This is a genomic window from Pseudomonas sp. AF03-9, assembly GCF_020515815.1.
Classification (GTDB): domain Bacteria; phylum Pseudomonadota; class Gammaproteobacteria; order Pseudomonadales; family Pseudomonadaceae; genus Aquipseudomonas.
Genome location: NZ_JAHPJF010000044.1, coordinates 1 through 5,583 on the forward strand (window position 1 = coordinate 1; position 5,583 = coordinate 5,583).

Sequence of the window (5,583 nt, forward strand, 5' to 3'; positions counted from 1 at the left end):
ATCGAAGCGCTCAGGAAGTTGAAAAAGAGGTGTTGACAGCAGCGTGTAACGCTGTAGAATTCGCCTCCCGCTAACGAGAGATCGTAAGCGCAAGTGGTTGAAGTTGTTGAAGAAATCTTCGAAAGCTTCTGAAAATAATCACTTGACAGCAAATGAGGCTGCTGTAGAATGCGCGCCTCGGTTGAGACGAAAGATCTTAACCAACCGCTCTTTAACAACTGAATCAAGCAATTCGTGTGGGTGCTTGTGGAGTCAGACTGATAGTCAACAAGATTATCAGCATCACAAGTTACTCCGCGAGAAATCAAAGATGTAACCAACGATTGCTGAGCCAAGTTTAGGGTTTCTTAAAAACCCAAAGATGTTTGAACTGAAGAGTTTGATCATGGCTCAGATTGAACGCTGGCGGCAGGCCTAACACATGCAAGTCGAGCGGTAGAGAGAAGCTTGCTTCTCTTGAGAGCGGCGGACGGGTGAGTAATGCCTAGGAATCTGCCTGGTAGTGGGGGATAACGTTCGGAAACGGACGCTAATACCGCATACGTCCTACGGGAGAAAGCAGGGGACCTTCGGGCCTTGCGCTATCAGATGAGCCTAGGTCGGATTAGCTAGTTGGTGGGGTAATGGCTCACCAAGGCGACGATCCGTAACTGGTCTGAGAGGATGATCAGTCACACTGGAACTGAGACACGGTCCAGACTCCTACGGGAGGCAGCAGTGGGGAATATTGGACAATGGGCGAAAGCCTGATCCAGCCATGCCGCGTGTGTGAAGAAGGTCTTCGGATTGTAAAGCACTTTAAGTTGGGAGGAAGGGCAGTTACCTAATACGTATCTGTTTTGACGTTACCGACAGAATAAGCACCGGCTAACTCTGTGCCAGCAGCCGCGGTAATACAGAGGGTGCAAGCGTTAATCGGAATTACTGGGCGTAAAGCGCGCGTAGGTGGTTTGTTAAGTTGGATGTGAAATCCCCGGGCTCAACCTGGGAACTGCATTCAAAACTGACTGACTAGAGTATGGTAGAGGGTGGTGGAATTTCCTGTGTAGCGGTGAAATGCGTAGATATAGGAAGGAACACCAGTGGCGAAGGCGACCACCTGGACTAATACTGACACTGAGGTGCGAAAGCGTGGGGAGCAAACAGGATTAGATACCCTGGTAGTCCACGCCGTAAACGATGTCAACTAGCCGTTGGAAGCCTTGAGCTTTTAGTGGCGCAGCTAACGCATTAAGTTGACCGCCTGGGGAGTACGGCCGCAAGGTTAAAACTCAAATGAATTGACGGGGGCCCGCACAAGCGGTGGAGCATGTGGTTTAATTCGAAGCAACGCGAAGAACCTTACCAGGCCTTGACATCCAATGAACTTTCCAGAGATGGATTGGTGCCTTCGGGAACATTGAGACAGGTGCTGCATGGCTGTCGTCAGCTCGTGTCGTGAGATGTTGGGTTAAGTCCCGTAACGAGCGCAACCCTTGTCCTTAGTTACCAGCACGTAATGGTGGGCACTCTAAGGAGACTGCCGGTGACAAACCGGAGGAAGGTGGGGATGACGTCAAGTCATCATGGCCCTTACGGCCTGGGCTACACACGTGCTACAATGGTCGGTACAGAGGGTTGCCAAGCCGCGAGGTGGAGCTAATCCCATAAAACCGATCGTAGTCCGGATCGCAGTCTGCAACTCGACTGCGTGAAGTCGGAATCGCTAGTAATCGCGAATCAGAATGTCGCGGTGAATACGTTCCCGGGCCTTGTACACACCGCCCGTCACACCATGGGAGTGGGTTGCACCAGAAGTAGCTAGTCTAACCTTCGGGAGGACGGTTACCACGGTGTGATTCATGACTGGGGTGAAGTCGTAACAAGGTAGCCGTAGGGGAACCTGCGGCTGGATCACCTCCTTAATCGACGACATCAGCTGCTCCATAAGTTCCCACACGAATTGCTTGATTCATTGAAGAAGACGATAAAGAAGCAGCCCGAAATTGGGTCTGTAGCTCAGTTGGTTAGAGCGCACCCCTGATAAGGGTGAGGTCGGCAGTTCGAATCTGCCCAGACCCACCAATTTTGTGTGGGAAACGCCTGTAGAAATACGGGGCCATAGCTCAGCTGGGAGAGCGCCTGCCTTGCACGCAGGAGGTCAACGGTTCGATCCCGTTTGGCTCCACCACTACTGCTTCTGTTTGTTGAAAGCTTAGAAATGAGCATTCCATCGTGACGATGGTGAATGTTGATTTCTAGTCTTTGATTAGATCGTTCTTTAAAAATTTGGGTATGTGATAGAAAGATAGACTGAACGTTACTTTCACTGGTAACGGATCAGGCTAAGGTAAAATTTGTGAGTTCTCTTAATTGAGAAATTCGAATTTTCGGCGAATGTTGTCTTCACAGTATAACCAGATTGCTTGGGGTTATATGGTCAAGTGAAGAAGCGCATACGGTGGATGCCTTGGCAGTCAGAGGCGATGAAAGACGTGGTAGCCTGCGAAAAGCTTCGGGGAGTCGGCAAACAGACTTTGATCCGGAGATGTCTGAATGGGGGAACCCAGCCATCATAAGATGGTTATCTTGTACTGAATACATAGGTGCAAGAAGCGAACCAGGGGAACTGAAACATCTAAGTACCCTGAGGAAAAGAAATCAACCGAGATTCCCTTAGTAGTGGCGAGCGAACGGGGACTAGCCCTTAAGTGGCTTTGAGATTAGCGGAACGCTCTGGAAAGTGCGGCCATAGTGGGTGATAGCCCTGTACGCGAAAATCTCTTAGTCATGAAATCGAGTAGGACGGAGCACGAGAAACTTTGTCTGAATATGGGGGGACCATCCTCCAAGGCTAAATACTACTGACTGACCGATAGTGAACTAGTACCGTGAGGGAAAGGCGAAAAGAACCCCGGAGAGGGGAGTGAAATAGATCCTGAAACCGTATGCGTACAAGCAGTGGGAGCAGACTTTGTTCTGTGACTGCGTACCTTTTGTATAATGGGTCAGCGACTTATTTTCAGTGGCGAGCTTAACCGAATAGGGGAGGCGTAGCGAAAGCGAGTCTTAATAGGGCGTCTAGTCGCTGGGAATAGACCCGAAACCGGGCGATCTATCCATGGGCAGGTTGAAGGTTGGGTAACACTAACTGGAGGACCGAACCGACTACCGTTGAAAAGTTAGCGGATGACCTGTGGATCGGAGTGAAAGGCTAATCAAGCTCGGAGATAGCTGGTTCTCCTCGAAAGCTATTTAGGTAGCGCCTCATGTATCACTGTAGGGGGTAGAGCACTGTTTCGGCTAGGGGGTCATCCCGACTTACCAAACCGATGCAAACTCCGAATACCTACAAGTGCCGAGCATGGGAGACACACGGCGGGTGCTAACGTCCGTCGTGAAAAGGGAAACAACCCAGACCGTCAGCTAAGGTCCCAAAGTTATGGTTAAGTGGGAAACGATGTGGGAAGGCTTAGACAGCTAGGAGGTTGGCTTAGAAGCAGCCACCCTTTAAAGAAAGCGTAATAGCTCACTAGTCGAGTCGGCCTGCGCGGAAGATGTAACGGGGCTCAAACCATACACCGAAGCTACGGGTATCACGTAAGTGATGCGGTAGAGGAGCGTTCTGTAAGCCTGTGAAGGTGAGTTGAGAAGCTTGCTGGAGGTATCAGAAGTGCGAATGCTGACATGAGTAACGACAATGGGTGTGAAAAACACCCACGCCGAAAGACCAAGGTTTCCTGCGCAACGTTAATCGACGCAGGGTTAGTCGGTCCCTAAGGCGAGGCTGAAAAGCGTAGTCGATGGAAAACAGGTTAATATTCCTGTACTTCTGGTTATTGCGATGGAGGGACGGAGAAGGCTAGGCCAGCTTGGCGTTGGTTGTCCAAGTTTAAGGTGGTAGGCTGAGATCTTAGGTAAATCCGGGATCTTAAGGCCGAGAGCTGATGACGAGTTAACTTTTAGTTAACGAAGTGGTTGATGCCATGCTTCCAAGAAAAGCTTCTAAGCTTCAGGTAACCAGGAACCGTACCCCAAACCGACACAGGTGGTTGGGTAGAGAATACCAAGGCGCTTGAGAGAACTCGGGTGAAGGAACTAGGCAAAATGGCACCGTAACTTCGGGAGAAGGTGCGCCGGTGAGGGTGAAGGACTTGCTCCGTAAGCTCATGCCGGTCGAAGATACCAGGCCGCTGCGACTGTTTATTAAAAACACAGCACTCTGCAAACACGAAAGTGGACGTATAGGGTGTGACGCCTGCCCGGTGCCGGAAGGTTAATTGATGGGGTTAGCTAACGCGAAGCTCTTGATCGAAGCCCCGGTAAACGGCGGCCGTAACTATAACGGTCCTAAGGTAGCGAAATTCCTTGTCGGGTAAGTTCCGACCTGCACGAATGGCGTAACGATGGCGGCGCTGTCTCCACCCGAGACTCAGTGAAATTGAAATCGCTGTGAAGATGCAGTGTATCCGCGGCTAGACGGAAAGACCCCGTGAACCTTTACTATAGCTTTGCACTGGACTTTGAATTTGCTTGTGTAGGATAGGTGGGAGGCTTTGAAGCGTGGACGCCAGTTCGCGTGGAGCCATCCTTGAAATACCACCCTGGCAACTTTGAGGTTCTAACTCAGGTCCGTTATCCGGATCGAGGACAGTGTATGGTGGGTAGTTTGACTGGGGCGGTCTCCTCCTAAAGAGTAACGGAGGAGTACGAAGGTGCGCTCAGACCGGTCGGAAATCGGTCGTAGAGTATAAAGGCAAAAGCGCGCTTGACTGCGAGACAGACACGTCGAGCAGGTACGAAAGTAGGTCTTAGTGATCCGGTGGTTCTGTATGGAAGGGCCATCGCTCAACGGATAAAAGGTACTCCGGGGATAACAGGCTGATACCGCCCAAGAGTTCATATCGACGGCGGTGTTTGGCACCTCGATGTCGGCTCATCACATCCTGGGGCTGAAGCCGGTCCCAAGGGTATGGCTGTTCGCCATTTAAAGTGGTACGCGAGCTGGGTTTAGAACGTCGTGAGACAGTTCGGTCCCTATCTGCCGTGGACGTTTGAGATTTGAGAGGGGCTGCTCCTAGTACGAGAGGACCGGAGTGGACGAACCTCTGGTGTTCCGGTTGTCACGCCAGTGGCATTGCCGGGTAGCTATGTTCGGAATAGATAACCGCTGAAAGCATCTAAGCGGGAAACTAGCCTCAAGATGAGATCTCACTGGAACCTTGAGTTCCCTGAAGGGCCGTCGAAGACTACGACGTTGATAGGTTGGGTGTGTAAGCGCTGTGAGGCGTTGAGCTAACCAATACTAATTGCCCGTGAGGCTTGACCATATAACACCCAAGCAATTTGCGTCGAAAGGCCAGATTGCGGTGTGTGAAGACGAAATGAACCGAAAGTTCGACGCTCACAAAACACCGAAAGCTATCACATACCCAATTTGCTGAAGCGAGGCATAAGCCACGAATCAGTACCCGAATTTCTTGACGACCATAGAGCATTGGAACCACCTGATCCCATCCCGAACTCAGCAGTGAAACGATGCATCGCCGATGGTAGTGTGGGGTTTCCCCATGTGAGAGTAGGTCATCGTCAAGATTAAATTCC

The 5,583-nt window shown here is 50.9% G+C and carries 2 tRNA genes and 3 rRNA genes; all 5 read left to right on the forward strand.

Going from position 1 to position 5,583, the window contains the following annotated elements:
• The first annotated feature begins 367 nt into the window (after positions 1-367).
• Positions 368-1,904 (forward strand): 16S ribosomal RNA (locus LIY36_RS27450).
• 83 nt (positions 1,905-1,987) lie between these two features.
• Positions 1,988-2,064, forward strand: a tRNA-Ile gene (locus LIY36_RS27455).
• 30 nt (positions 2,065-2,094) lie between these two features.
• Positions 2,095-2,170: transfer RNA gene (locus LIY36_RS27460), tRNA-Ala, on the forward strand.
• Positions 2,171-2,417: 247 nt separating this feature from the next.
• Positions 2,418-5,309 (forward strand): 23S ribosomal RNA (locus tag LIY36_RS27465).
• A 149-nt stretch (positions 5,310-5,458) separates the two neighbouring features.
• A 5S ribosomal RNA gene (gene rrf, locus LIY36_RS27470) occupies positions 5,459-5,574 on the forward strand.
• The 16S, 23S and 5S rRNA genes sit together here with 2 tRNA genes alongside, the layout of an rRNA operon.
• Positions 5,575-5,583 lie beyond the last annotated feature (9 nt).